This window comes from Streptomyces sp. NPDC093109, from assembly GCF_040701725.1.
Lineage (GTDB): Bacteria > Actinomycetota > Actinomycetes > Streptomycetales > Streptomycetaceae > Streptomyces.
Window position 1 is genome coordinate 123557 of sequence record NZ_JBFBEZ010000021.1, and the last position, 26908, is coordinate 150464.

The following is a 26908-nucleotide window of genomic DNA, read 5'->3' on the forward strand; positions in this document are numbered from 1 at the left end:
GCTGTGTGATCCGGGTCCTCGTCGCCGACGACGAGCCGCTCATCCGGGCCGGCATCAGGATGATCCTCACCTCGGCCGCCGACATCGACGTCGTCGCCGAGGCGGGCAACGGCCGTGAGGCGGTGGAGACCGCCCGGAGCACCGCAGTGGACGTGGCCCTGCTGGACATCCAGATGCCGGTGCTGGACGGACTGGCGGCCCTGACCGAACTGCGCCGCGCCGCGCCGGACGTACGGGTGCTGATCCTCACCACGTTCGGCGAGCGCGACAACGTGCTGCGCGCGCTCGGCCACGGCGGCGCGGGGTTCCTGCTCAAGGACTCCGCGCCCGACGAGCTGATCCACGCGGTGCGCGCGGCGGCGGCCGGGAACGCCTATCTCTCGCCGGCGGCCACCCGGCACGTGGTGGACGCCCTCGCCTCGCCCGGGGCCGCCACCCGCGCGGACGAGGCCAGAGCGCGCGTCGGCGGGCTCACCGCGCGGGAGCGCGACGTGCTCGCGCTGCTCGGCGAGGGCCTCTCCAACGCGGACGCGGGCAGGCGGCTGCACATGAGCGAAGCCACCGTGAAGACGTATGTCAGCCGCATCCTGACCAAGCTCGGGTGCGACAACCGGGTACAGGCGGCGCTCCTCGCCCGCGACGCCGGAGTTCACCCGGGCGGGGTGTGACCTCCGGGGCGTTCGGCCGGGCTCAGTCGTCCGCGGTGTGCTGGTCCAGCAGGCGGTCCAGCAGGCCCGGGGCGGGTACTTCGCCCAGGCTCAGGAACGTCTCGATACGTTGCAGGCCCTCCACCGGCCAGAGGTCCTCCAGCAGCAGTGTCTGCAGATGGGTGTGGTCACGGAGGCGGAACCGGGCCATGAGGTCGTAGGTGCCGGTGACCGCGGTCAGCTCCTCGAGCTCCGGGATTGCCCGCAGGGTGGTGAGGATCTGGGCGAGGTCGGCGCCGGGGGCGATGCTGATCGGGATGTAGACGAGCACGGGGAACCCGAGTGCGGCCCAGTCGACGGACACGGTGTAGCCGCGGATGACTCCGGCCCGTTCGAGGCGGGCGATCCGCTCGCCGACGGTCGGCCCGGACATGTTGATCTCCCGGGCCAACTGCCGCTGCGAGGTGCGCGGGTCGACCGACAGGCGCCGGATGAGCGCCCGGTCGATGTCGTCGAGCGGCACCGCGGGGCCCTGCCGCTCGATCTCACCCGCCAGGCTGGCCATGGAACCTCCTGGGGTTGTCCGCGCGGACCGCGTACGGCGCCCGGTCCGCGCGCGTTTGCCGGCGGGCGGTGCGTCGGGTCCGGAGTCCTTGTGTACGGCCGGGTCCGGTTCGACCGGGGCGGGCCGGGATGTGTCCGTCATCATGCCGTCCACGTGGCTGGCAGCGCGGCCTCGGACATGATCCGGGGATAGGCGGGCATCGAGACCTCCGGTTGCAGGTAGCGAGCAACATAACGTGCGAAGAACCGGCCCGGCTCGGCACCGGCCGCCGCCCGTCCGGCAGGCCCGGACGGCGGGCGGACCAGGAGATGGGTCGTACCCGCCTCCGCCCACCGCGTGACCAGGGCCCGGTCCTGCTCCAGCTCGCCGGTCAGCTCGGCCGTCGCGGGCTGTACCTGGACGTCCGTACGGACCGCGGCGGGGTCCCGCGCCACTACGGGCAGCGCCACCTCGCCGATCGGGCGGAGGAGCCACACCGGGACATCGATCTGCGCCGGGACGGGCGTCACGGCCAGGCCCGCCGCCGGTGCGACATCCCCCATCACGCCGCTCGGCACCGTCCAGCGCTTTCCGGCGTGCCGCACGGGCCGGCCGGACCAGCAGGCCCGCAGCAGGGCGAGATCCTCCATGGCCGCTTCGTCGGTGAGTTCGCCGGGGTCGATGACGGCCACCGCCCGTCCCGCCGACAAGTGGTCCAGGACGGCGACCTCTTCGGCGAGCGTCACCGGGTGCTCGCTGCCCAGCACGACCCGGACCAGCACCCGCGCGTCCAGGGTGCGGGCGGCGACCTCGGCCGCCGCGGCGATCCCGGTGGCCGGTTCCGCCGTTTCCGTCGGCCCCGCCGGTTCCCACAGGATCGCGAAGAGCCCGGCCGAGGCCGCGTCCTCGACGTCCTCGGCCTCGGTCACCACTGCGCCGATTCTCATGCTGCCTCCAAGTTCTCCAGATGCGGCAGGACGTCATCGGCCAGCCTGCCGAGCATGCGGTGCACCACCTCCGAGGGGGCACCTTCGATGATCACGCGGAACACCACGTCGTCGACCCCGGCCTCATGGGCCTCCTGAAGACCCTCCAGGATCTGCCCGGCCGGGCCGGCGACCGTCGTGGCGACGGCCTGCCCCACGGCCTTGTCCAGGTCCGCCCGGAAGTCCATCGCCTCCGTCGACTCCTGCTGCGCGACGGACCAGCCGAGGCCGGCGTAGAGCAGGTAGCTGGCGCGCTGCCAGTCGAGGGCCGCCGCGGCCTCGGCCGGGTTGTCGGTGAGCCAGACGTTGCGCAGCGCGGCCAGCCGGGGCCGCGTCCCGCCCGGCCGTCCGGCCTCCTCCCAGCCCGCGCGGTGCGCGGCGGCCAACTCCCGTACCAGCGACAGCGGGTTGGCCCCGGACAGCAGGACGCCCTGCCCGCGCGCCCCGGCCCTGGCGACCCCCTTCGGGGTGGCCGAGCCGTTCCAGACCGTCGCCCCCGCGGGTACCGCCAGCCGCTCCATCTCGGCGAGTCCGGCACGGTGCCGGGCGACCCGGTCCTGCCGGCGGACGCCCTTGCCGTCGAACTCGACGTCCCGGTAGCCCAGTCCGACGCCGACATCCAGCCGGCCGCCGGAGCGGGCCGCGATGTCCGCCGACAGCCGGGCCGCCCGCGTCGCGTCCTGCAGGGGGAGGAGCATCATCCCCGTACCGACGCGCAGGCGGGTGGTCACGGCGAGAGCGGCGGCGGCGACCGGCAGCACCGCCGGGCAGTAGCCGTCGTAGAAGAAGTGGTGCTCGGAGAGCCACATCCCCTCGTACCCCTGCTGTTCCAGGAACCGCGCGTCGGCCAGCACCTCGCGGTAGGGGACGGTGGGATGCCGGGGTGTCGCCGCGGTCGCCTGCAGACAGTAGAGCCCTACGCCGAACTTCACCTTCGCCACCTTTCGTTGGCCCTCGGGCCGGTGCGCCGACCCCCGGCGACAGTAACCTCCTCATGTTTCATCTGTGAGTCTCCCGGCAACATGCGCCTTACATGTGCGTAGTCATCGTCGCCTTTCATAGCCACATGGAACCTACAAGCGCTATTGACACAGCATTCGTCACGGGAGGTGCGAGCGGGCTGGGCCGTGCGGTCTGCGAGCGCCTGGCGGCCCGGGGCGACCGGGTCCTGGTGGCCGACCTCGACGCCGAGGGCGTGGCCGGGACGGTCGAGCGGGTGCGCGCGAAGGGCGGCCGGGCCGAGCCCGTCGAACTGGACGTCACCGACGCCGACGCCGTCAGGGCCGCCATCGCCGCCGCCCCGGCACCGCTGACAACGGTGGTGGCCTGCGCGGGCATCGCACGCCCGGGATCGGTGCTCGACGACGACCCGGCGGTGTTCGACCGGACGATGGCGGTCAACGTCCGCGGCACCTACCTGGTGCTGGCCGCCGCCGCCACCGTGATGGCGGCCCGGCGCGCGGGCACCATCGTGCTGATCGGGTCCACGTCGTCGTTCACCGCCTCGTCCACCCCGATGGTCGCCTACGACACCTCGAAGGCGGCGGTACGCATGCTCACCCAGGCCGCGGCACGGGAGCTCGGACCGCACGGAGTACGGGTCAACTGCGTGGCCCCGGGCACGATGGACACCCCGCTGATGCGCGGTCTCGGCGCGGACAGTGAGGCGTACGACCGTCTCGCGGAACGCATCCCCCTGGGCCGGCTCGGTACGCCGGAGGAGATCGCGGAGGCCGTCGCGTTCGTCAGTTCGCCGGAGGCGTCCTATCTGACCGGCCACACGCTCGCCGTCGACGGGGGGTGGCTCGCGTGAACCGCCGGGACAGCGCCAGGGTGAGCCTGGTGACCGGGGCCGGAGCCGGTATCGGCGCGGCGATCGCCCGCCGGCTGGCCGCCCGCGGTGACCGCGTGGTCTGCGCGGACCGGGACGGGGCGTCGGCCGCCGCGGTCGCGAGGGAGACCGGGGGCGTCGCCGTCGAGGTCGACGTCACGGCCGACGGGGCGGGGGAGAGCGCGGTGGCCGCCGCCGTGGAGCACTTCGGGCGGCTCGACGCCCTGGTGACCAGCGCGGGCATCGAGCGCACGGCACCGGCGGAGGAACTGCTCACCACGACCGTGCGGGACATCCTCGATGTCAACGTGCTCGGTACGTTCGACCTCGCCGCCGCGGCGGCGCGCCGCTTCCTCGCCCAGGGCGGCGGCGGGCGGGTGGTCCTGATCGGGTCGGTCAACGGTCTGCGCGCCCTGCCGGGACAGGCGGGCTACGCGACGTCGAAGGGCGCGGTGACGATGCTGGCCCGGGCCCTGGCCGTCGACTGGGCCGAGCACGGTGTCTGCGTGAACGTGGTCGCCCCGGGGGTGACCCACACGGCGATGTCGGCGGGCTCGCTCGGCGATCCCGTACGGCGCGAGGCGCTGCTGTCGCGGGTGCCGATGCGCAGGCCCGCCCGTCCCGAGGAGATCGCGGAGGCGGTGGCGTTCCTCTCGTCCCCGGAGGCCGGGTACATCACGGGCATCTGCCTGCCCGTGGACGGCGGCTGGCTGGCCGCGGCATGACGGCCCTGGCGATCGGGGCCAAGCTGCCCCACACCGGCACGGTGACCGGCGCCGTCACCGCGGCCGCCACGGCACTGGAGCGGGCCGGCTTCGACTCGCTGTGGGTCAGCGATCATGTCGTACTCCCCGAGCGGGTGGCCTCGGCCTACCCGTTCGCCGCGGACGGCGTCGCCCGCTGGCCCACCGACATCGCCTACCTGGAGGCGCTGATCACACTGACCGCGGCGGCCGCCGTGACCGAGCGGGTCCGCCTGGGCACCGCCGTGCTGGTGCTGCCGCAACGGAACCCGGTGCTGGTGGCCAAGCAGGCCGCGAGCCTCGACGCGCTGTCCGGCGGCCGGCTCGAACTGGGCATCGGGGCCGGCTGGCTGCGCGAGGAGTTCGCCGCGCTCGGCGAGCCCTTCGAGCGCCGGGGCCGCCGGATGGACTCGGCGATGGTGCTGCTGCGGGACTGCTGGACGGGCCGTCCGGCCGGCCGCGACGGGGAACACCCGCTGCCGGACGGCCTGCTGGTCCTGCCCGCGCCGGTCCGGCCGATCCCGCTGCTGGTCGGCGGGCACTCACCGGCGGCGCTGCGGCGGGCGGGCCGCCTCGGCGACGGGTGGCTGGCGCAGCAGTCGGCCGACGACCTCGATCCCGGGGCACTCGCCCGGGACGTGGCGCGGGTACGCCGTGAGGCCGAGGAGGCGGGACGTCTCCCGGACGGCCCCCGGATCGTGCTGCGGGTCGCCGAGTCAGGCGGCCGGGCCGCCGAGATCGCGGCCCGGCTGCCCGAGCTGGTGGCTGCCGGGGTGAACGAGGTGATCGTCGACAGCGATCCGTTCGGTGATCCGGCCGCCGACCACCGGCTGCTGCGTGCCGGGTGGCCGGGAGGCCGGTGACCGCCGGGGACATGACCGGGAGGTCAGCCCGCCGCGGGCGTGACAGTGAGGTCAGTACCCGCCGCGGGAGTGACCGGCTGCGCCGGCGCCGAACCGGCCGAGCGCGGCCCCCGCCGCGGTGCCGAGCAGGCCGGCGTCCGTGGCGATCACGACGTCGGAGAAGCCCAGTTCGATCAGCCGCTCGGCCCGGTCCGGGTCACCGGCGAACGCGCCGGCCCGGACCCCGCCCGCCCGGCAGGCCCGGACGACCGACGGCAGCGGCGCGGTGGGGGCGTCGTCGCCGAGCAGGTCGTCGAGCGGGACGCCGAGGGCGATCGACAGGTCGAAGGGTCCGACGAACACCATGTCGACCCCGGGGACGCGGGCGATCGCGTCCGCGTCGGCCAGAGCACGCGGGGTCTCCACCATCACGGCGCAGCCGACGGTCTCGTTCGCCTCGGCGGTGCCGGGTGCCGGCCGGCCGAACGACGGCAGCATCGGGCCCCAACTGCGCTCACCGAGCGGGGGGTACCGGCAGGCCGCCACGACCGCCGCGGCCTGTTCCGCCGAGTTCACCATCGGCACGATCACTCCGGCGGCCCCGGCGTCGAGCGCCCGCCCGATACCGGCCGCCCGGTCGTCGGCCAGCCGGACCCAGACGGGCACGGAGCCCACGAGCGCGGGCAGTTCGGCGGCGAGCGTGGCATCGCCCCACCCGCCGTGCTGGGCGTCGAGGATCAGCCAGTCGGGGTTCGCCGCCGCCAGCAGCCGGACGGTCTGGCCGGTGGCGAGACTGCTCCACAGGCCCAGGGACAAGGTGTCGCTATGAAAGGTCACACTCCAATGTACTTCGCGTTCGATAATCAAGAAGGCGATCAATCTGTCAATTAGCAGGTCCGTAACCCGACTTATTTTCCGCGAAACACCTACGCCCTACCGTCGGTTTTCAGCCGGTCGCGAGAGATCGACCGGCCGGAGGGAGACCAGTCGATGAACACGAAGGACGGATACGGACGGGGCCGATCGTGAGCGCACCCACCGTGCCCACCCCCGCGCGGGAGCCCCGGATCGGCGGCGGCGCGGCCACCGTGCCGGGGTCCGGGATACGCGAGATCGTCATGCTGGCCTACGGCCGGGACGACGTGGTGCACCTGGAGATCGGCGAGCCCGACTTCCCGACCCCGGCGCACATCGTCGAGGCCGGCAACCGGGCGCTGGCCTCCCACAACCGGTACACGCCCAGCGCCGGGATCCCCGCACTGCGCACGGCGATCGCCGAACGGCTGCACGAACGCTACGGCCTGACCGACGACCCGGACCGCGTGGTCGTAGGCCAGGGCGCCGTACAGGCCCTCGCGGCCTCCCTGGCGGTGCTCCTCGAACCCGGCGACGAGGTACTGCTCCCGGACCCGGCCTGGCCGAACTACGAGATGCAGACCCTGCTGTTCGGCGCACGGCCGGTGCGTTACCCGCTGCGCCCGGAGCGCGGATTCCGCCCGGATCCGGCCGAGGTCGCCTCGCTGATCACGCCCCGCACCAAGGTGCTGATCCTCAACTCGCCCTCCAACCCGACCGGCGCCGTACTCGAACCGGAGCTGATCCGGGCGATGGTGGAGGCGGCCGTCGAGCGCGGCGTCACCGTCATCTCCGACGAGGTCTATGACGAGATCGTGTTCGACAGCGTCCACGCCAACGCGGCCGCCGTCGCGCCCGAGTCGGTGATCAGCGTGTTCAGCTTCTCGAAGACCTACGCGATGACCGGGTCCCGGGTCGGGTACCTGACCGGGCCGTCCTGGTTCGTGCCCACCGTGGCCCGGGTGCAGGAACCGCTGCTCTCGTCCGTCTCGGCCGCCTCCCAGGCCTCGGCGCTGGCCGCCCTGCACGGCCCGCAGGACGCGGTCCGGCACATGGCCGGGACCTACCGCGCCCGGCGCGATCTCGTGGTCGACCGGCTCACCTCGGCAGGTCTGGCGATCGACCCGCCCGCGGGCGCCTTCTACCTGATGATCCCCCTGGCCGAGGGCGTGGACTCCCGCAGGGCAGCCCTCGATCTGGTCCCGCGCGGGGTGGCCCTGGCCCCGGGCACCGCCTTCGGCGAGACCGCCCGGAGCCATCTGCGGCTCTCCCTGGCGTCGTCGGCCGACGACCTGAACACCGGACTGGACGGGTTCCTCGACTGGTACCGGCAGACCTCGGGAGGAGCGCGATGAAGGCGGATATATCGAGCGAACCGTTCGAAGCCGCGGAGAGGCACGCACCCGCGGACGGGGCCGGAACACCGGTGATCTCCCTGCACGGGCTCCGCAAGACCTTCGGCGAACTGGAGGTCCTGCGCGGCATCGACCTCGCGGTGCACCCGGGCCAGCACGTCGTCCTGCTCGGGCCGTCGGGATCGGGCAAGTCGACCGTACTGCGCAGCATCAATCTGCTGGAACGGCCGACCGCCGGGTCCCTGGTCGTCGACGGCAGGGAGTACGCCACCCCCCGGCCGGGAGCGACCGAGCCCGCCGGTTCACCGCTCCAGCTGCGCCGTACCGTCGGGATGGTCTTCCAGCAGTTCAACCTGTTCCCGCACCTCACCGCGCTGGACAACGTCGCGCTGCCGCTGCGGTCCGTACGGGGGCTCAAGCGCAAGGACGCCGACGAGCAGGCCGCCCTTGAACTGAGGCGCGTCGGCCTGCTGCCCAGGGCGGGCCACTACCCCGCCCAGCTCTCCGGCGGCCAGCAGCAACGGGTCGCCATCGCCCGCGCGCTGGCACTGGACCCGAAGGTCATGCTCTTCGACGAGCCGACCTCGGCCCTGGACCCCGAGCTCGTCGGCGAGGTACTGCGCACCATGCGCCTCGTCGCGGAGACCGGCATGACGATGGTCGTCGTCACCCATGAGATCGGCTTCGCCCGCGAGATCGGCGACCTCAACGTCTTCCTGGAGGACGGGCGGATCGTCGAGACCGGCGGCCGCGGCTTCTACGACGAGTGCCGCAGCCAGCGTGCACGGGACTTCCTGCAGGCGGTGAAGTGATGTTCGAATGGTCCCTCATCTGGAGCCACCGCGAGACTCTCCTCGACGGGCTGCTCACCGCGCTGACGGTGTCCGTGGTGGCGTTGCTGGTCTCCGTCGTCCTCGGCATGCTGCTCGCCCTCCTGCGGATGTCGGCGCCGCCGTTCCGCTGGCTGGCCGCCGCGTACATCAACGTCTTCCGCGGTATTCCCGCACTGGTCAGCGTCATCTGGGTCTACTTCGGGATGTCGCTGGCGCTGGACGTCACCTTCAGCGTCTTCCAGGCCAGTGTCATCGCGCTCTCCCTGCTGTACAGCGCCTTCCTGGCCGAGATCTTCCGGTCGGCGCTGGCCGCGATACCGCCCGGGCTGCGCGAGGCGGGCCAGGCGCTGGGCCTGCGGCCCGCACGGATCTTCCTCTCCATCACGCTGCCCCAGGCGAGCAAGATCGCCCTGCCCAACATCGGCAGCATGTTCATCGGGATGGTCAAGGACACCTCGACCTTCACCGTGATCGGGCTGCTGGAAGTCGTCCGGGTCACCCAGAACCTGGTCAGCACCACCTTCCAGCCGTTCGTGCTCTACACCGCGGCCGCCACGCTCTACGTCCTCACGGCCTTCCTCATCGACTTCCTCTTCCGTCTCTCCGAGAAACTGCTCGCCAGTCCGCCGCACGGCCGCCTGGCACGGGCACTGCGCGCCCGCCGACGTGCCCGCATCGAAGAACTGATCGCCAGCACCGACCGCCGCGAGCCCGCGGCCGTCTGAACCAGCCGGCCCGATCCGAACGAAGGCTCCGGCCGACTCCGCGAAAAGGGATCCCCATGAGACCGTCCATCTCCCGCCCGACACGGCGGGCCGGGCTGCTCGGCATCGCCGTCACCCTGGCCGCCGCCCTGACCGCCTGCGGCGGTGGCGGCGGCACCTCCGACTCCTCGGCCTCCACCGCGTCCTCGGCGTCGTCAGGGCTGAACCTGCTGACTCCCGGCACCCTCACCGTCGGAATGAACCTGCAGTTCCCGCCGGAGATGTACCTCGACGCGAAGAACGAGCCCGCCGGCTACGACGTCGACCTGCTCAACGCGCTGGCCACCGAACTCGGCCTCAAACTGAAGATCAACAACCTCGACTTCAACGGCCTCATCCCCGGTCTCCAGAGCAAGCAGTTCGACCTGGTCTCCGTAGGACTGAACGCCACCGCCGAGCGCAAGAAGGTCGTCGACTTCTCGCGTGCCTACATCCCCTACACCAGCGTCCTCGCGATCAAGGACAGCGCGAAGAGCCCGGCCTCGGCCGACAGCCTCAACCGCGGCGGCGTGGTGATCACGGCTCTCCAGGGCAGCTCCGGCGAGCAGTTGGCCAAGAAGACCTTCCCGAAGGCCACGGTCACCACCTTCCCCGACCAGAACGCCGCGCTTCTGGAGGTCGCCACCGGCCGGGCTCAGGGTTCCGTGCTGGAGGACTACATTCTCGCCCAGTACAAGGAGGCCAACCCCGGCCAGGTCAAGAAGGCCGAACTGGCGAAGCCCCTGGACATCAACTACGGCGCCTGGGCCGTCCGGAAGGGCAACACGGGCCTGGTACGGAAGCTGGACTCCTTCCTGTGCGCGGAACAGACCGGCGACGGCCTCACCTCGCTCTACGCGAAGAACTTCAAGGTCCCGGCCGCGGAGTTCCCGCAGATGCCCGCCGGCTGCTGAGAGGCTCCACGGAACCGGGGCGATACACGGCGGCGCGCCCCCGCCCTGTCTGAGGATCTGTGTCCATCGGCCCGGGGCGGCCCAGTCCCCGGGAACCAATTCGCAAAGATGTCCCGCACGGTTACCGGCCGGCGGGCTGGAGAGATATCAGCTTCAGTCCGCCGTAAGCCGGGGAGTTCCATGAACACCAACGAGTCGCCCGGGACCGTCCCTCGCCCGCCGGCCCGATGCTGCGCCTTCCACGAGGAGAGCCTGCTGCGGGCCGAGGCCCGGATCGACAAGGCGCTGGCCTCGCTGGAAGGCGCCAGGGACCTCCTGGCGGGGCTGCGCCTGATGATGGCCGATCTGGGCACCGGATGTACCACGCCGCAGACGCGACGGCAGTCGCCGCGAGGGGAACCGGCACGGTGGCAGGCGCCCGGACTGACCGCGAAGGAGACGGAGGTGGTCACGTTGTTGGCGGAGGGAATGACCAACAAATCGATCGCCCGCAGCCTCGCCGTGTCCGAGCGGACGGTGAAGAACCACCTGCGGTCCGTCTTCGTCAAACTCGGTGCCACCAGCCGGACGGAAGTGGCACTCCTGGTGGTGAGAGGCGCGATGGGCACACCACTGCCGGGCCCGGGCTGAAGCCGGCCGCGCGCGCAATAGTCCTTGAGGCCCGGTACCGGCGGCCCGGGGCGAACGTGGCACTGGTGCGGGCGGCATGGATCCTGCGACGCTCAACTGCACCGACGAGAGCTGGATTCCTTGATGTCAGAGCGTTGCGCTGTCCTTTTTCCGGGCCAAGGGGCTTATGCGCCCGGAATTCTGTCCTCGATCGCCGAGACCGAGCCTCTCGTCGAAGAACTGCTCGGCGATATCGACCGGTCGGCGGCCCGGCTGGGCCGTTCCGCCGTGTCCCGGCTGCTGCTCGATCAGGAGGCCCCCACGCTGGACGACCTGGTCGAGCGGTCGCCCGAAGACCTGCACCTGGCGATCTTCGCGCTGGAGACGGTGTTCTTCCGGCTGCTCACGGAGAGGTTCGCGCTGCGCCCGGACGTACTGCTCGGTCACAGCTTCGGTGAGCTCGTGGCGCTGACCGCCGCCGGTGTGTACGACCTGGACCAGGGGCTGGCGCTGGTGGCGGCCCGCGACGACGCCTTCGCCGCGTGCCCGCCGCCGGCCGGCGGGATGGTGGCGATCGGCATGTCGGCCACGCGCACCGCGCGGCTCCTCGGCGCGCTCGCCGAATGGGAGGTGGCGGTCGCCGCCGACAACAGCCCCCGCCAGTGTGTGGTGTCGGGACCCGCTCTTCCGCTGCTGCGGGTACGGAAGGCGGCCGAGGCCATCGGTGTGAGCGCCACCGAGCTGCGGGTGCCCTATCCCTTCCACAGCCGTGGACTGGCCGCGGTCTCCGTCGACTTCGCCGAGCGGGCGTCCGCGCTGGCCGTCCGTCCGGCCCGGCGGCCGGTGCACTCGGCCATCCTCGGCCGCGTACTCGACAGCACGGACGACGTGGCCGATCTGGTGGCCGCGCATCTGGTGCGTCCCACCCGGTTCGCCGACGCGGTCAGGGCGCTGCACGCCGACGGTGTGGATGTGTTCGTGGAGTGCGGGGCCCGCGGCGTACTCACCGACCTGGTGAGCGCCACCGTTCCGGGTGTCACCGCCATCGCGCCGTTACGCCGCAGGGCCGGCGCCGACTCCATAGCCCGGGCGCTGCGCGGTCCGCGCACGGACGGTCCTGACGCGGCCGTCGCCCGGCCACGCCCGCCGGTCCCTGCCGAAGCACCGGTACGGGAAGCCGCGGCGCCCCGGCCCGGGAGATCCGACAACGTACGGTCCGACGCGCCGCTCGCGCGTGAAGGCGTCATCGCCACCCTGCGGCAGCTGTACGCGGACGCCCTGGGCTACCCGGCCGATGTCCTCACCGCGGACGCCGACCTGGAAGCCGACCTCGGCGTCGACTCCATCAAACAGACCGAACTGTTCGCCCGGGCCGTATCGCACTACGGCCGGCGCTTACCCGACGAGGGCAGCCGGCTGACCCGCTACACGACGCTCGACGCGCTGGCGGAACTGCTGTCCACGCTGCCCCTCGCCGACAGCGCGAGCAGCGCCGGGGCGGTCCGATGACCGCCGAACAGGCTCCCGTCGCCCGCGACCTGGCCGGACGCGTGGCGCTGGTCACCGGCGGTGGCAAAGGGGTCGGAGCGGCCATCAGCCGGGAGCTCGCCCGCCGCGGCGCCCATGTGATCGTCAACTTCTTCCACTCCCACGACCCCGCGGAAGCGACGGTGGACGCGATCCGCCGCGCGGGCGGCTCCGCCGAGAAGCTGCGGGCCAGCGTCGCCAAATCCGAGGCCGTGGCAGAGATGTTCGACACGGTCGCCGCGGCGCACGGTGGAGTGGACATCCTGGTCAACAACGCCGCGCGCGGCGTCTTCGCACCGTACGACGACCTCACCGACCGCGAATGGCAGCGCGCGCTCGACACCAACGTGCACGGCGCCCGATGGTGTGCGCTGCGCGCGGCCCCGCTCATGGCGGCCCGTGGCGGCGGAGCGATCGTGAATGTCTCGTCCATCGGCGCCGGTCTGGCCATGGACAACTACCTGCTGGTGGGCGTGTGCAAGGCCGCGCTGGAGGCGATGACCCGCTATCTCGCCGCCGACCTGGGCCCGTTGGGCATCCGGGTCAACACCGCCTCGGCCGGACTCCTGGACAACGCCACAGCCGCGCTGTTCCCCGGCGCGCGGGAGCTGCGGGAGACCTGCGCCGCCGCGGCACCGCTGGGCCGGGTCGGCACCGAGGCCGACCTGGCACAGCTGGTGGCCTTCCTCGCGTCGCCGGGGGCCGGCTGGGTCTCCGGGCAGTCGTATCTGGCCGACGGCGGGCTGTCGGTGGGGCGGGCCATGCTGACCCCCCGTCCCGGAGGCATCAAGGCGACGGCCACCAAGGCGCCCCGTCCCCGGCCGGTACGGCGGGCCGCCCCGGGAGCCGCTGTCCCCGACCGCTCCGCCCGTGACAGCGTCGCCGTGATCGGCGCCGGGATCGTGGCCCCCGGCGCCGGGGACCCGGACGGCCTCTGGGACCGGCTGGTGCGCGGAGCCCCGGCCTTCTCCGAACCCGGCGAGCGCTTCGCACTGGATCACTTCTGGGCACAGGACGGCGCGGCCCGCGACCGTACCTACAGCCGGGTCGCCGGGTACGTACGGCAGGAACCTCCCGGCGGAGGCGACTACCTGACGCACTGGCTGCGCACCGCCCTGCGGCAGTGCGGCGCCCCGGCCCTGGCGCCGGACGCGCGGACCCGCGCGGCCTGCTTCGTCGGAGCCTGGAACGAAGGCAGCCAGCACGTCGAGGAGAGCCTGCTCGCCGAGGCCGCCGCCGACGGCATCGCCGCCCACTGGCCCGGCCACCGCGACCCGGAGGCGCTGCGGGACCGGCTCCTGACGTCGCTGCGACGCCACTACCGGCACGCCGGCCCGCTGACGAGCCACCTCCCGTACGCCGCGGCGCGGGCCGCGCTGGACGGCCTGCTGCCCGCGCGGACACCGCTTCAGGTGATCGACACCGCCTGCTCCTCGTCCTTGTACGCCATCGACCTCGGCACGCGCGCCCTGCTCGACGGTGACTGCGACATCGCGTTCTGCGGCGGCGCCTTCTCCCTGGGGCCGCGCTACAGCGTGCTGTTCTCCCAACTCCGCGGACTGAGCCGCGCGGGCCGGGTGAAGGCATTCGACCAGGGTGCGGACGGGGTGCTGTTCTCCGACGGGGCGGGGTTCGTCGCCCTGAAGCGCCTGGACCGGGCGCGGGCCGACGGCGACCGGGTACTGGGGGTGCTCGCCGGTTTCGGCGCCGCTTCCGACGGCCGGGGCAGAGCCGTGCACGCGCCCAACCGGACCGGGCAGGACCGCGCACTGGCCCGCGCTCGCGCCGTCAACACACTGCCCGCCGACCGGATCGACTGGGTGGTGGCCCACGCCACCGGCACTCCGGTCGGGGACACGGTGGAGCGCGCTGTGCTGGCCGGGACCGTCCCCGACGCGCTGTGCACGTCGAACAAGTCGGTGATGGGGCACACGGGCTGGACCGCCGGTGTGCTGTCCGTGGTGCACGCCCTCCAGGGACTGGCCCACTCCCTCGTACCCGCCCAGACACCGTACGAGCCGGACGGCGATACGCGCCCCCGCATCCCGGCCGCTCCCGCGCCGCTGCCACGGCCCGCCGACCGGCCGCGCACCGTGGGCATCTCGTCCTTCGGCTTCGGCGGCACCAACGGCCATCTGCTGCTCCAGGACCCACCGGACGACCACACTCCCGCACCCCGTTCCCTGCCTCCGGCCGTCGGGGACGACGATCCGGTGGTGGCCGTCGCCTGGTCCGCGCACCTGCCCGGCACACCCGCCGAGGCGGACGTGGCCCGGCGGCTCGCCGAGGGGCTGTCACCCGTCGAGGAACGGTCGTTCGGCACGCGTTACCCCGCCCCGGGGTTCAGCGAGACGCGCATGCCGCCCCGGACGGCCGCCGCCGTCGACCGGGCCCAGCTGATGGCCCTCCAGGCGGTCGCCCGGCTCGCCCGGCCGGACGGGAGACCGCTGTGGGACGGCCTTGAGGAGACCACGGGCGTCTTCACCGCTCACACCGGGGTCCCGGCGAGTTCGGCCGACATCAGCGTGCGGTGCTACGCCGGGTCCCTGACCGCCTTCGCCCAGGACAACGGCCGGGACGGGAGGCCGGACGGGAGATTGGACGGGGGACTGGACGGGGGACTGGACGGAGCCGAACTCGCCCGGGCCACCCAGGCGTTCGTCGAATCGGTACGGGAGCGCTGCCCGGCCGTCGGCGAGGACACACTCGCCGGGCTGATGCCCAATGTGATCCCGGCCCGCGTCGCGGGCGTCCACGACCTCCACGGCCTCACCATGACCGTGGACACCGGACCCACCTCGGGCCGTACCGCACTCACCACGGCGGAGAAGTACCTGCGCCGGGGCGACCTCGACATGGCCCTCGTCCTCGGCGTCAACGGCGGCAGCGACCCCCTGTACGCGCGGATCCACGGCCTGTCCGGCACCGCCCCGGCCGAAGGAGCCTTCACCGTAGTGCTGACCCGGGCCTCCGTGGCCCGCACCCGCGCCTGGCCGGTCCTGGCCGGGTACGACAGGCTCCTGGCCGCGCTCCCGGTCCGGCGCGGGTTCGCCCCCGGCCGCACCTATCTGGCAGGGGACGACCTGCTACAAGCCATTCACCACCTGACGTCACATCAAATCGCTTCCAGACAGGACACCCTGACGAGTCGTCATACCCTGGCCTGGGAGGAGGCCGGGAAGGCGCCCGGCGTGTCGGCCCCGTACACCCTGCCCGACCGAACCCTCGTCATCACCGACCCGTCCTGCGCCGCCGACCTGCGCCGTACCGTCCGAGCGGCCGTCCGCTGCCGGCTCGCGGTGCTGCTGCCCGGCGAGGATCCGCGGGTCCTGGTGGAGCGCGTGCTGGCCGAGAACCCGGGCGGGTTCCGGCATCTGCGTGTCATCACCTCGATGCACGGCGATCCCGAGTGGCCCGACCCACCGCACGACCTGCGGATCGCGGTCCAGGAAGCGGCCTTCCTCGCCGTACGCGATCTGCGGGACAGCCTGGTCGACTCCGGCTCCTTCGGTGTCGCTGTCCTCGTCCCTTTCGCCGCCACGGCCGCCCCGCCGCACGCGCATCTGTTCACCGGGTTCGTCAAGAGCCTCGCGTGGGAGCTGACCGGCTGCTCCCCGCTCGCACTGCTCACCGATACGGCCGATCCCGGGACGGCCCTCGCCGCCCTCGAAGCGGAGCTGGGGAAACGGCCGGACGGGCTTCCCGTCGTCGTCCACCGCGATGGAGTGCGCCGGGTGCAGCGGCTGCACCGCGCGGACGTTCCGGCCGGCCCGCTGCCCCTGGAGCCCGGTGCCGTCGTCGTCGCCACCGGCGGAGCCCGGGGTATCACGGCCGCCTGCATGCTCGGCCTGGCCCGGCGGATTCCGGTCCGCCTCCATCTGATCGGCTCCAGCAGGATCGAGGACGTCCCCGACGAGGTGATGACGGCCTCCGTCGACGAACTCCCCTCCGTACGAGCCGCGTTCATCGCCGCACAGCGCGCCGCGCACCCCGGTCGGCCCGTGCGTGAGATCAACGCGCGCTTCGAAGGACTCCTCCATGCCAGGGAGTCCCGGCTCAACCTCGCCGCCCTGCGCGACCTCTGCGGCGACGCCCAGGTCCACTTCCACACCTGCGACGTCACCGATCCGGCGGCCCTGCGCCGGGTGGCCGACCGGATCGAGGCGGCGGAGGGCCGTGTCGACCTGCTGGTCAACGGGGCCGGCCTGCACCACCCCGGAGACATCACCCGCAAGGACCTGCCCGGCATGCGGCGCGTCCGCGATGTGAAGCTGTTCGGCTACCACCATCTGCGTGCCGCCTTCAACGGCCCCCGCCGCCCCCGCCTGTGGTGCAACTTCGGCTCCGTGACCGGTGTGGCCGGCCTGCCGGGGGAGAGCGACTACTCTCCCGCGAACGACTTCCTCGCCGGCGCCGCGTACGCCACGCCGGAAGAGCACGGCGAGTACACCATCGCCTGGACCGTCTGGGACGAGACCGGGCTCGGCTCCGGTGCCGTCGTCCGCTCCTACACCGCCCGCACGGCCCGGCTCAGCCGTATGACCACCGAGGAGGGCGTCACCCACTTCCTGGACGAACTGCGCCGCCGCCCCGACGCCCCCCTGGTCACGTTCGTGGGAGAGCCCGAGTACCACTCCTTCGACCAGCGGTTCCCCGGCCTACGGGCACCCGTACGGCAGTCCGCCTGCGGTCCGCCCGGCACGCCCGCGGAACCGGCGGTGTCCGCGCCGCACCCCGTCGAAGGCCTGCTCGGCACGCCCGAGGAACTGACCGCCGACCGGGCCCGCTGGCAGCTGGTCCTCAGCGCCGACACACACCCCTTCCTCCGTGACCACGTCGTCGACGGCCGCCCCACCCTGCCCGGCGTCATGATGGCCGACATCGCCGTCCAGGCCGCCCGCACCCTCGTACCCGACCTGCCGGCCCGGGCTGTTGAGGATCTCGTCTTCTCGGCCTGGGTACGGACCCACCCCGACGGGGGGCCGGCCATCCACCGGGTCAGCGCTCATCGCACGGGCCCGCCGGCGAGGCCGTCCGTGGTGGTGACCATCCGCTCCGACACCGTCGCACCCGGCGGCCGGGTCCTCGCCAGGGACCGGGAACACTTCCGCGCCGTGGTCAGGCTCGGCGGCCCCGCCCCGCTGCCCGCCCCACCCGGGCGGATTCCGCCCGACGGCCTCTGGCGGCCGGTGAGCGACCCGTACTACGCCCCCGCGTCCCCCGTCCTGCTGACCGGAGTGTTCAGGGCCACCCGGGAATGGCGGGACGGCCCGGGGGGCTGCGCGAGCAGCTGGCGGCCGGACGGCACCGCCCTGGCCGCCCTGCCGGATCTGGGTACGCCCGCCGTCCTCCTGGACAGCCTCGCCAGAACACCCGCGCTGCGACTGGACCCGGACGGACGCCAGGCCGTCGCCGTTCCGCGCCGTATGGACCGCATCACCCTGTACGCGCCGGGCGCCGACCTCGACCTCGCCCGGTCGCACCCGGACGGAATCATGCTGTGCCATGCCACGGCCTCCGGCATCAGCACAGCCCTGGGGGCCGACGGACAGGTGCTGGCGCAGATCACCGGAACGGTGTGGAGCGTGCTCGCCCGGCTCGAAGGACACCACGACGGCGTCACCGCTCCCGGCTGACGGGTCCGGCACACCGGTTCCGTCCACAGGCCCGCCACGACGAAGCACCGACCGAAGGACAGCTCATGGACCTCAGTGGACAGACCGCCCTGATCACCGGTGGTACCCGCGGCATCGGCCTGGCCATCGCGCACCGGCTCCTCGCCTCCGGCGCCCGGGTGGTGATCACCGGCCGCGACGAGGGAACGGGCCGCGAAGCCCTCGCCCGCCTCGACGCCGGCGGTGACGCGGTCCTGTGCGCGGGCGACGCCATGCGCCGGGCGGACGCCGAACACGCCGTCGACAGTGTGATCGAGCACTTCGGACACCTCGACATCGTCGTCAACAACGTCGGCGGGGCCAAGGACTTCGCGACCGTCGCCGACATCACCGACGACCTCTGGCACGAGACCCTGGCCCTGAACCTCGACCCCGCGCTGTACACCACGCGCAGGGCGCTCACCCATCTCATCCCCCAGCGGTCGGGGCGCGTCATCAACATCTCCTCGATGGAGGGCCGTGACCCCGACCCCGGCCTCTGCGCCTACGCCGCCGCCAAACACGCCCTGATCGGTCTCACCCGTGTCCTCGCCAAGGAAGTCGGCCCGTACGGCATCACCGCCAACTGTGTGTGCCCCGGCGCCGTGGAGACGGACTGGGTTCTGGAGAAGGGCCCCGTCGCCGCGCGGGTACTGGGCACCGACTACCCCGGCCTGATCAGCCACTTCACCGGGCGTACCGTCACCGGCCGGCTCGCCAGGCCCGACGAGGTCGCAGCGGCGGTACTTCTGCTCGCCTCCGGCGCGGGGGCGGGCATCACCGCGGCCTGCATTCCCGTGGACGGCGGAAGCACCGTATGACCTCGGCGTGCGCGACGGGGAGCCGGGGGCACACTGAACGTGCACCGCGTCCCGGTGCCGGTAGCCGCCGGCGGACGGGGTGGGCGAGGATCGACTGATTCGCTTACGTCAGGGAGCCGATGAGTACGAAGCCCGCACGTCCACCCAATCTGCTCAGATATCTCACGATCACATCCATCGCCATGATTTCTGTGGGCTTGTGCAGTTCTGTCGCGATCGCCGCGTACGTCATACCGAACCACGCCGGGGCGATATCCGCCTTGAAGAGTCACGGAGTCCGGACTCACGCGAATGTCACGAGATGTCAGCAAGCCCTCCACGACGATAACGGCGGCGAGCTTTCTGTCACCTGCTGGGTGCGGTTCACTCCGCAGGGCGGGAGTTCCGTTGAATCACCGCTGAAATTCAAGATGCAGCGAGTGAGGGACGGCTACGCCATGACCGTGGTGTACGACCCGGAGGACACCGGAACGGTCGCGCTTCCCTCGGACCTCGGCAGCTGGAATACCCTCACCAGGAACACCTTGGATGTGGTTCTGCTGGTCATTTCGGCGGCAATGGTTCCGCTGGGAATCGCGGGTATCTTTCTGCGGCGGCTTTTCGGAAGATTCACGAAGGGGGCACCGGTGCCCGCCGCGGTGCGACGACCGCGTCGATGAGCCCGGCCGGCTCGACGTCACCCGGGCAGGTACGGGGTGCCGTCGATGGGCAGACGGCACCCCGCACGCGTCAGCTGTCGGTTACGCCTCGTCGCCGAAGGTGACGACGACCTTCTCCGCGGCCCCCGGTGTGAGGGCGAGATCGAAGGCGCGCTCGGCCTCGGAGAACGGTACACGGTGGCTGATCAGCTTCGCGAAGCGCTCGTGGTGCTCCGCGATCTCCGGAGTGACCTCGAAGATCTCGGTCGGGTAGCCCTGCGAGGCGACGAGGGTCAGCTCGCTGCGCAGCATGCCGCCGAGGTCGATGTCGGAGCCCTTCTTCTGGACGGCGACCATGACCAGCTTGGCGCCCCACTTGGCGGCGTCGATGGTGGTGTTGAAGACGGCCGCGACGCCCGCGGCGTCGATGTAGATGTCCGTGCCGGCTCGCGGCTGGCCGAGCGCGTTCGCACCCTGGCCGTGCAGCTCGGTGAGGCGGGCGGTGACGTCTTCCTCGGCGGAGTTGATGACCGCGTCCGCGCCCACGGCCAACGCGGTCCTGAGGCGCTCGGGGATGACGTCGGCGACCACGACGTGCTGTACGCCGCGCAGCTTCAGCCAGATCGTGGCACCCAGTCCGATGGGCCCGGCGCCGAAGACGACGACCTTGTCGGCGGGCCTGGCCTCGGAGCGGTTGACGCAGTGCCGGGCGACCGCCATCGGCTCGTTCAGCGCGGCCACGTCGAAGGGGACGGTGTCGGGGAACACCGCGACGCTCTTGCCGACCTCGGCGTTCTCGATGAGCAGGTACTCGCTCAGGCCGCCCAGCTCGCCGCCGCAGCCGATGATGCCCGAGGGCGCGTCCTGCGGGTTGACGACCACGCGGTCGCCGACCTTGAGCCCCGTGACCTCCGCGCCCAGTTCGACGATCTCACCCGCCGGCTCGTGGCCCAGCGGGATGGAGCGCATCGAACCGTCGGCACCGGCCGGCATGCCGCCGAGGTGAAGGAAGAAGGTGTCGGTGCCGCAGATGCCACAGGCGCGGATCCTCATCAGCGCGTCCTTCGGCCCGGGCGCCGGGCGCTCGACGTCCGCTACGTCGATGTGGTTCTGGGCGCCCGTCAGCACGGACTTCATCGTGGTCATGGGGGGACTCGCTTTCATGAGGGTGGAAAGTAGCGGCTTCGGCGGCCGGACAGGGCCGCCGGCCGGTTTCGGAATCCTCCGCCCGTGATTGCCGGGGGCGGGGTCGTCGAGGGTCAGCCGGGACGGTGACTCCAGCCCCGCCAGGAGGTGACGAGGGCGGTCACACCCGTGGTGACCACGGTGGCCAGAGAGCAGACAACAGGGGCGTTCACGGTCGTACGCCGTTCTTGTCCGGTCCGCCGAGCAGGGCCTGGGCCTGCCAGAGGGGAACGACTGGACCGACGGCGCTCGGAGCCGTCCGGGCGCCGGGCCCGGAAACAGTGGCGAGCGGGCGCCGGGAGCGATCCGTTCCGGCAGGTGCGTCGCTGATGTGCGGCATGTGACACGCTCCTGGGATCGAGAGGCGGAGTGGGGTGACGGATGTCCCGACTGAAGGTTGCTTAAGTTAGGCAATCAGATTGGATTACTTAAGTCAAGCAATGATGTCGTGCACGGGGTGCCGCGAGAGGCGGAGGTCGGGCTGTCCGCGGCCGGCCGGGAGGCCTCACCTTGTGGCTTCAACGATCCCGTTACCGGCCCGTCGCCGCGAGAGAGCGCTCTCCCGTGTTGATGGTGTACGTGACTCCACCATTTCGGCGCCCGGCCCACCCAGGGACGGCCGGCGGATCGCGAGTCTTGCGGAGTGCGGCGAAGCCTTACGCCTTCTCGCTGACGGCCTCCGCGGCCTTGGGGGTATCCGTCGCGCCATCGGCGGCCGGTGCCCGCTTGCCGCCGGCGGGCTGGCGCGGAATGAAGGACGCGACGAAGAAGGCGAGCACGGCCGAGCCGGCGCCGATGGCCATGACGACCTTGAAGGCGTTTTCGGACGGCAGTGCTCGGCCGCCGAAATCGGTGGTCATCTGGGCGAGGACGACACCCGCGAGGGCGCTGGCGAGGGAGGTCCCGATGGACCGCATCAGAGTGTTGAGGCTGTTGGCGGCGGCCGTCTCCGAGGCGGGAACGGCGCCCATGATGAGCGAGGGCAGCGACCCGTAGGCGAAGCCGATACCGGCGCCGATGGTGCAGGCGATCAGCGTGAAGTGCCATATCTCGGACATCATGACAAGGCTCAGGCTGTATCCGGCGGCGACGACGACGGCGCCGAGCATCAGAGTGACCTTGGGGCCCTTGGCCTTGGTGATGCGTGCCGACAGGGCTGACATGGTCATCATCACGAGGCCCTGTGGTGCCAGGACCAGTCCGACGGTCAGCATCGACCTGCCGAGGCCGTATCCGGTGGCCTCGGGCAGCTGGAGTACCTGCGGCAGGACCAGGGACATCGCGAACATGGAGAAGCCGAAAGTCACCGAGGCGAGGTTGGTGAACAGCACCTGGCGGCGGGCGCTGGTGCGCAGGTCGACGAGCGGTTGTGTGGTGCGCAGCTCGTAGAAGCCCCAGGCCGTCAGGGTGACGATCGCGCAGGCGAGCAGGCCGAGGGTGGTGGGGCTGGTCCAGCCCCAGTCGCCGCCCTTGGAGACGGCCAGCAGGAGCGAGATCAGGCCGACCGCCATGCCGACGGAACCGATCAGGTCGAAGCGTCCGCCGGTGCGGACCTTCGACTCCGGCACGAAGAGAAGAACGAGCGCGAGGGAGGCGGCGCCGAGGCCGGCCGAGGTCCAGAACAGTACGTGCCAGTCGAAGTTGTTGGCGATGAAGGCGGCCGAGGGCAGTCCGAGAGCGCCGCCCACTCCCAGTGAAGCGCTCATCAGAGCGGTCGATCCGGCGAGCCGCTCGGAGGGCAGTACGTCACGCATGATGCTGATGCCGAGCGGGATGACCCCCGCTGCCAGCCCCTGCAGGGCGCGTCCGGCGATCATCGGAATCAGGGAGTCGCTCAGCGCGCAGGTGATCGAGCCGCTGATCAGCAGGACGATGCTGGCCAGCAGCATGCGGCGTTTGCCGTACATGTCGCCGAGGCGGCCGACGACGGGCGTGGCGACGGCGGCGGCGAGCAGGGTGGCGGTGACGGCCCAGGCGGTGTTCGACGCCGAGGCGTCAAGGAGCTTCGGGAGCTCGGGGACGATCGGGATGACGGTCGTCTGCATCAGGGCGACCACGATGCCCGCGAAGGCCAGTACCGCCACCACGGCGTTCGACGTCGGTGGCGCGGATTGCGTGGAATTCGCGGAATGGGCGGTCCGGGTGGGTGCGTCGGACATGAAAGGGCCTCCGTCGAAGAGAAGTGAGCGAGGTGGTGATCTTGATGGTCCTTCTCTTCCGGCAGGCGCGGGCTGTTCCACGTAGGGCGCCGATGGCCGGCGAGGGGGAGCGGTTCCCCGGACGGCGGGCCGCAGTCCGGGGAACCTGTCCTGCTCGTGTTCGGAAGGCTGGTTCAGCCGAGTGTGATCTGATCCGTGCCGGAGCCGATGTGTGCCACGACAAGTCCGGCGGCCGACACCTCCGCGTACTCGGCGGTGTGGTAGCGGAAGACCTTTCCGGCGTTCGCGCCGCGCCGGGCCTCGACCGTCCACCGCAGCTCGTGGAAGAAGAACCAGTCGTCGAAGTGCTGATGGACGACCTCGATCGAGCGGACGGTGTACTCCGCGTAGAAGTCCTCCAGGTGAGCGCGGAATTCGTCCTTGGTGTGGAACTCGGGCAGCGTTCCGGAGTGCGACACGTAGTCGCGCACGCCGCCCTGGACCTCGGGGTGGGCCTTGCCGATGATCGTGTCGACATCGCCCTCGCGGTACGCGTCGAGCAGGGTCCCGTGCAGCGCGGCCACGGCGTACCGGCTGGCCAGCACCCCGTCGGCCGGGTCTCCGGGCAGGCTGTCCTTCTGGGTCCTGCCCCAGAACAGCTCACCGGTGATGCCGTCGGAGCCCATCGTCGGGAACAGCACGATGACCGGCCGCTCGCTCTCCTCGCCGGTCGTCTTGATGCGCCCGCGTCCACGGCCGCTGACGAAGGTGTACCAGGAGCCGTTGATCTCCGCCACGGGGCGGATCGCTACCACAGCGGCGAACCGGTGCATGTTGTGGTACGACGCGGAAATTTCGTCGAACGTGGTGACGATGTGCTGGGTGGGGAGTTCCTTGCCCTCCTCGACGGAGGGGCTGACGGTGTACGCATAGGGGCCGCTCGGCGCCAGTGTCGCCAGGATGTCGTCAATGATGTCGACGTACTCGGCCTTGACGTGCCTCCACGCGGTGTTCGAGGAGCGCACCTGGAAATCCGACGTGGCGAGCAGATCCTCGACCTTGGCCCGGTCTTTCATGATTTTCCTTTCTTGCGGCGGGACGCCGCAAGTTGTGAGGGGAGGAAAATGTGAGGGGGGAAACAGGTGAGAGGGCTCCGCGCTGGGCGTGCCGCGAGGTGTGAGGAGCGCCTCCCGTGAACATCCTGGTGCAGAGAATCTCCTGCTCAGGGGGTACGGACTACTCTCGGGGGGAATCCCTCACGAACGCGGGAGCGGCGCGGCGAGGCGGCCTTCGAGAACCGCCAGGGCCAGGTCCAGCCGTGAGCGGCAGCCCGTTTTCGCGAACACCTGGGTCAGGTTGTTCTCGACCGTCTTCTCGCTCACCCGCAACTCCCTGGCGATCTGCCGGTTGGACAGGCCGCGCCCGACCAGGGCGGTCATGCGCCTTTCGGGGACGGACAGGCCGGCGGGATCGCGCAGCAGGGGCACACCGGGCGTCCATACCGGCTCCGTCGCCATCGCCCGCCGGTCGCCGCCACGCAGGCTCCGGACGATCTCCTGGGCCTCGCGGCGCCAAGGACGCGGGTCGTCGGCCAGGGACGCGACGGTCATGCACGCCAGCATCAGTTCGCTCCGGCCGCCGTGCTCGCGCAGGATGTCCAACGCCAAGTGGGCGCGGCCGACGTCCCGTTCGGCGAGGGCGCCGGTGATGAGCGTGGCCGCCCGAAGCTTTGTGCCGCCCAGTCGCTCGTACCACCGTCGCGCCTCGGTATGCAGAGAGGGCAGCAGCTTCCGGCGACCGTCATCCTGCCACTCGGCGAACGCGAGCCGGACGAAGAGCCGGCCGATGCCCACCGCGCCTTTCTCTTCCGCCGCTGCCTCGCAGGTGGCCCAGCCCAGCTCCCGGGCCCGCACCCAATCCCCGGTACGGCAGGCGAGGCCCACGGATACCCAGACGCGCAGTGCGGGGAACGGGCCGTCGTCCCCCGCCGGCTCCAGCCACGCGGCGCTCCGGTCGAAGTCGCCCAGGAACGAGTGCACTTCGGCGGCGATCAGGCGGACGGCGTGATTGACCGGGGTGTCGGGTCCCCCCGACAGATGGAGCGCGCGTGCCTCGGACGGGATGCTGGTCCAGTTCCCGGACAGGTAGTTCCGCATGATGCGGGCGTAGGCGGTCAGAGGTCCGGTCACCGGTGCGCCGTAGCCCGTTGTGCCGAGCGCCTGGCGGAAGAGGCCCACCGGATCGAAGCGGTCGCCGTCGCCGTCGGGCGGGTCGTTCTCCGGGTGATGGCCGGTGAGGCACGCGAAGGCGGTCATGACCTCGCTCGCCCGGAGCGGTGCCCGGCCGGTGAACCAGCGGGCGGCGAACTCCAGCGCGTCGCCCGCCGCCGGGTCGTCGGCCAAGGCCTCGTACACCGGGACCGGGACCGGACGCCCGGTGTGGACGGCGGCCAGCGCCGCGTACGCCGCCAACTCCGCTCGCGGAACACGGCCTTCGGCGGCGCGCACGCCTTCGGCCACGGCCTCGGCCAGCACCTCGTAGTCGCCCGTTCGCACCAGGAGCGGCAGCAGGACCGTCAGGATCCGGGAGTGTGCCGGATCGCCGGGCGCGCAGTGGTACAGGGCGGCCCTGTACCAGCGTGCGGCCTTCTCGGGACGCGTTCGGAGAGAGCCGGTGGCCTCATGTTCCAGAAGCGGCGCGACGGAGGGGGTGGCCGGCAGCGCGGTGCCCGCGCGTGCGAGGGCGTCGGCCACTGCCGTGGGGTCCGGCGGCGGTGTGCGGTCGCCGCCGCGCAGCAGATGTACGGCGAGCGCGCGGTGGACCTCGGCCGCCTCGTCCCGGAGTGTGCCGGTCCGTAGGGCGGTGACGAGCGCCGGGCAGGGGGCGCGCAGTACCCCCTGGTCGTCGCAGGCCAGAGCGCCGGCGGCGACGAGACGGTCCACGGTCTGGCCGCAGGCGGCGAGTCCGTGGCCGGTGGCCGCCGCGAAGCCGGGGAGGTCGTCCAGGGCGAGGCGGCCGGCCGACGCCGTGAGCGCGAGTAACCGTCTGCCGATGTCACCGCACTCCGCGACCCGCCGCACCAGGGCGTGATCGGACGGCAGCGCCGGCCCGGTCGTGGCGGTGCTCAGGCACAGGAGACCCTGGAACCGGACAAGGTGGCCGTCCTCACGGAGTGTTTCGAAGACGTCCAGTACAGTGCCCGGGTTACCGGCCCACGGGCCCAGCGCGGCGCGCAGCGCGGGTGCCACGGCCTCGTCCAGGGGCTCGCCGGCGGCGTCGGCCAGCAGGGCGTCGATCCGCTGGTCCGGCAGGGGGCCCAGACTGACGACGCGATCCGCGGCGGTGTGCGGCAGGGCCGAACCGGCCGGCCCGGCGGCTCGCCGGTACTCGACGCACGTCGCCACGACCGTGCAGCCGGCGCGGTGGGCGGCGGCCACGATGAACGAGGGGTCGGGCACAGCGTGCGCGTCGTCGATCAGTACGGCACCGGGCGCACGTCCGCTGATGTGCGCGAAAAGCTTTACCAGTTCGGCGAAGAGGGCGGATCGCGCGCGGGCCGATCCGTAACTCTCCGGTCGGCACAGCCGGTTCACCGCGGCCAACGCGCCGGCCGAGAGGGAATCCCCGAATTCGGGAAAGGAATGACGGAAGGCCTTGACTACCGCCCGCGCGCCATACAGGTCCCACTGAGGAATGGCGGCAGAGCCGTGAATCCGGACGACTCCGTGGCCGCGAGTGTGCCAGATACGGTGGACTTCCCTCAGCAGGGTTGTTTTCCCCATGCCGGGCTGTCCCTGGACGAGGAGCAGCACCGCGCGCCCGGACACCTCGTCAATAGCCGCCAGTTCGGCGTCCCTTCCAGGCAGGGCTCCGCTCCTCCTCGGTGTCACCGTTCCTTGTCCTCCACGTCGCCGCTCGGCTCTCCGCTGGATAAAGACGCGGCCCATTAGAGGGTGTCTCACGTGGCTTGAGGGTTCGTACGGCATGATGTCTGTCGTGGGTGCTGATCTGTCGAAGCGTCTGGTTCCTGATGAACTCTGGGA

General features: G+C 71.8%; 21 protein-coding genes. 13 read left to right on the forward strand and 8 right to left on the reverse strand.

Features of this window, described 5'->3' with window-relative positions; genetic code table 11:
* The first annotated feature begins 5 nt into the window (after positions 1 to 5).
* Complete coding sequence (locus AB0389_RS21330; RefSeq protein WP_366397008.1) at positions 6 to 668, forward strand: response regulator transcription factor; 663 nt, start codon at positions 6 to 8, stop codon at positions 666 to 668.
* 22 nt (positions 669 to 690) lie between these two features.
* Here the strand turns inward: AB0389_RS21330 and AB0389_RS21335 are convergent, their stop codons facing one another.
* The 3 genes from AB0389_RS21335 to AB0389_RS21345 form a co-directional block, all read right to left on the reverse strand.
* Positions 691 to 1212 (reverse strand): Lrp/AsnC family transcriptional regulator, encoded by a 522-nt coding sequence (locus AB0389_RS21335; RefSeq protein ID WP_366397009.1) that lies wholly within the window; start codon positions 1210 to 1212, stop codon positions 691 to 693.
* Between the two features lie 140 nt (positions 1213 to 1352).
* Entirely contained in the window at positions 1353 to 2138 is a 786-nt protein-coding gene (locus AB0389_RS21340) for an LLM class flavin-dependent oxidoreductase (RefSeq protein ID WP_366397010.1), read from the reverse strand.
* A complete protein-coding gene (locus AB0389_RS21345) occupies positions 2135 to 3109 on the reverse strand; it encodes an LLM class flavin-dependent oxidoreductase (protein WP_366397011.1) in 975 nt (324 codons plus the stop codon). Before AB0389_RS21345 ends, AB0389_RS21340 begins: the two co-directional genes overlap by 4 nt.
* Before the next feature lie 134 nt (positions 3110 to 3243).
* On the opposite strand from AB0389_RS21345, the gene AB0389_RS21350 reads away from it, so the two are divergent.
* The 3 genes from AB0389_RS21350 to AB0389_RS21360 are packed head-to-tail and all read left to right on the forward strand — an operon-like array spanning position 3244 to position 5614.
* Entirely contained in the window at positions 3244 to 3990 is a 747-nt protein-coding gene (locus AB0389_RS21350) for an SDR family NAD(P)-dependent oxidoreductase (protein WP_366397012.1), read from the forward strand.
* Positions 3987 to 4733: an SDR family oxidoreductase gene (locus AB0389_RS21355; RefSeq protein ID WP_366397013.1), complete on the forward strand. Its 747-nt coding sequence runs from the start codon at positions 3987 to 3989 to the stop codon at positions 4731 to 4733. Before AB0389_RS21350 ends, AB0389_RS21355 begins: the two co-directional genes overlap by 4 nt.
* Positions 4730 to 5614 carry a TIGR03619 family F420-dependent LLM class oxidoreductase gene (locus AB0389_RS21360; protein WP_366397014.1) on the forward strand — a complete coding sequence of 295 codons (885 nt, stop codon included), beginning with the start codon at positions 4730 to 4732 and terminating at the stop codon, positions 5612 to 5614. Before AB0389_RS21355 ends, AB0389_RS21360 begins: the two co-directional genes overlap by 4 nt.
* Before the next feature lie 51 nt (positions 5615 to 5665).
* On the opposite strand, the gene AB0389_RS21365 is transcribed toward AB0389_RS21360, so the two are convergent.
* Entirely contained in the window at positions 5666 to 6430 is a 765-nt protein-coding gene (locus AB0389_RS21365; RefSeq protein WP_366397015.1) for an aldolase/citrate lyase family protein, read from the reverse strand.
* A gap of 188 nt (positions 6431 to 6618) precedes the next feature.
* On the opposite strand from AB0389_RS21365, the gene AB0389_RS21370 reads away from it, so the two are divergent.
* The 9 genes from AB0389_RS21370 to AB0389_RS21410 all read left to right on the forward strand — a co-directional run bounded on the left by AB0389_RS21370 (position 6619) and on the right by AB0389_RS21410 (position 19563).
* Positions 6619 to 7803: an aminotransferase class I/II-fold pyridoxal phosphate-dependent enzyme gene (locus AB0389_RS21370; RefSeq protein ID WP_366397016.1), complete on the forward strand. Its 1185-nt coding sequence runs from the start codon at positions 6619 to 6621 to the stop codon at positions 7801 to 7803.
* A 71-nt stretch (positions 7804 to 7874) separates the two neighbouring features.
* Positions 7875 to 8615 carry an amino acid ABC transporter ATP-binding protein gene (locus tag AB0389_RS21375; protein WP_366397033.1) on the forward strand — a complete coding sequence of 247 codons (741 nt, stop codon included), beginning with the start codon at positions 7875 to 7877 and terminating at the stop codon, positions 8613 to 8615.
* On the forward strand, positions 8615 to 9361 hold the full coding sequence (locus AB0389_RS21380; protein WP_366397017.1) for an amino acid ABC transporter permease: 747 nt from the start codon (positions 8615 to 8617) through the stop codon (positions 9359 to 9361). The genes AB0389_RS21375 and AB0389_RS21380 overlap by 1 nt, the downstream gene beginning before the upstream one ends.
* A gap of 56 nt (positions 9362 to 9417) precedes the next feature.
* Positions 9418 to 10293, forward strand: a complete 876-nt coding sequence (locus AB0389_RS21385; RefSeq protein WP_366397018.1) for a transporter substrate-binding domain-containing protein — start codon at positions 9418 to 9420, stop codon at positions 10291 to 10293.
* Positions 10294 to 10473: 180 nt separating this feature from the next.
* Complete coding sequence (locus AB0389_RS21390; protein WP_366397019.1) at positions 10474 to 10923, forward strand: LuxR C-terminal-related transcriptional regulator; 450 nt, start codon at positions 10474 to 10476, stop codon at positions 10921 to 10923.
* Between the two features lie 123 nt (positions 10924 to 11046).
* The gene (locus AB0389_RS21395; protein WP_366397020.1) at positions 11047 to 12411 is read left to right on the forward strand and encodes an acyltransferase domain-containing protein; all 1365 of its coding nucleotides are present in this window, start codon (positions 11047 to 11049) and stop codon (positions 12409 to 12411) included.
* Entirely contained in the window at positions 12408 to 18065 is a 5658-nt protein-coding gene (locus tag AB0389_RS21400) for an SDR family oxidoreductase (protein WP_366397021.1), read from the forward strand. Before AB0389_RS21395 ends, AB0389_RS21400 begins: the two co-directional genes overlap by 4 nt.
* A 65-nt stretch (positions 18066 to 18130) precedes the next feature.
* Positions 18131 to 18904 carry an SDR family NAD(P)-dependent oxidoreductase gene (locus tag AB0389_RS21405; RefSeq protein ID WP_366397022.1) on the forward strand — a complete coding sequence of 258 codons (774 nt, stop codon included), beginning with the start codon at positions 18131 to 18133 and terminating at the stop codon, positions 18902 to 18904.
* 119 nt (positions 18905 to 19023) lie between these two features.
* Positions 19024 to 19563: a DUF3592 domain-containing protein gene (locus AB0389_RS21410; RefSeq protein ID WP_366397023.1), complete on the forward strand. Its 540-nt coding sequence runs from the start codon at positions 19024 to 19026 to the stop codon at positions 19561 to 19563.
* 81 nt (positions 19564 to 19644) lie between these two features.
* On the opposite strand, the gene AB0389_RS21415 is transcribed toward AB0389_RS21410, so the two are convergent.
* From AB0389_RS21415 to AB0389_RS21430, 4 genes are all read right to left on the reverse strand, one after another.
* Positions 19645 to 20688: a zinc-binding dehydrogenase gene (locus AB0389_RS21415; RefSeq protein WP_366397024.1), complete on the reverse strand. Its 1044-nt coding sequence runs from the start codon at positions 20686 to 20688 to the stop codon at positions 19645 to 19647.
* Between the two features lie 695 nt (positions 20689 to 21383).
* Entirely contained in the window at positions 21384 to 22886 is a 1503-nt protein-coding gene (locus AB0389_RS21420) for an MFS transporter (RefSeq protein ID WP_366397025.1), read from the reverse strand.
* 173 nt (positions 22887 to 23059) lie between these two features.
* Positions 23060 to 23941: a hypothetical protein gene (locus tag AB0389_RS21425; protein ID WP_366397026.1), complete on the reverse strand. Its 882-nt coding sequence runs from the start codon at positions 23939 to 23941 to the stop codon at positions 23060 to 23062.
* Positions 23942 to 24121: 180 nt separating this feature from the next.
* On the reverse strand, positions 24122 to 26851 hold the full coding sequence (locus AB0389_RS21430; protein WP_366397027.1) for an AAA family ATPase: 2730 nt from the start codon (positions 26849 to 26851) through the stop codon (positions 24122 to 24124).
* Positions 26852 to 26908: the final 57 nt, after the last annotated feature.